This is a genomic window from Rhodobium orientis, from assembly GCF_003258835.1.
Taxonomy (GTDB): Bacteria; Pseudomonadota; Alphaproteobacteria; order Rhizobiales; family Rhodobiaceae; genus Rhodobium; species Rhodobium orientis.
Genome location: NZ_NPEV01000229.1, coordinates 1 through 239 on the forward strand (window position 1 = coordinate 1; position 239 = coordinate 239).

The 239-nt window shown below is 49.8% G+C and carries 1 protein-coding gene; it reads right to left on the reverse strand.

All coding sequences use genetic code 11. The features are described from left to right. On the reverse strand, window positions 1-224 hold a 224-nt coding region (locus CH339_RS25970), incomplete at its 3' end, for an MFS transporter (protein WP_368731669.1). Window positions 225-239: the final 15 nt, after the last annotated feature.

Sequence of the window (239 nt, forward strand, 5' to 3'; positions counted from 1 at the left end):
TGGACGAGGTAGCCGCTGACTGCCATGCTGATGAATTGGGGAAGGACCGTTAAAAACTGCAGGATGCCCATCGCTTTTGATGATTGATCTTTTGTAAAATACTGCGAGTATAAAACGGTTGCCATCACCCACATCGCCGCGGTCATACCGGCGAGCAGCCTGGCTGTGATCACCATGATGAACGAATCGGACAACAGAAATATGCAGCAGCTCAACAGAGACATTGCAAAGCCGCTGAT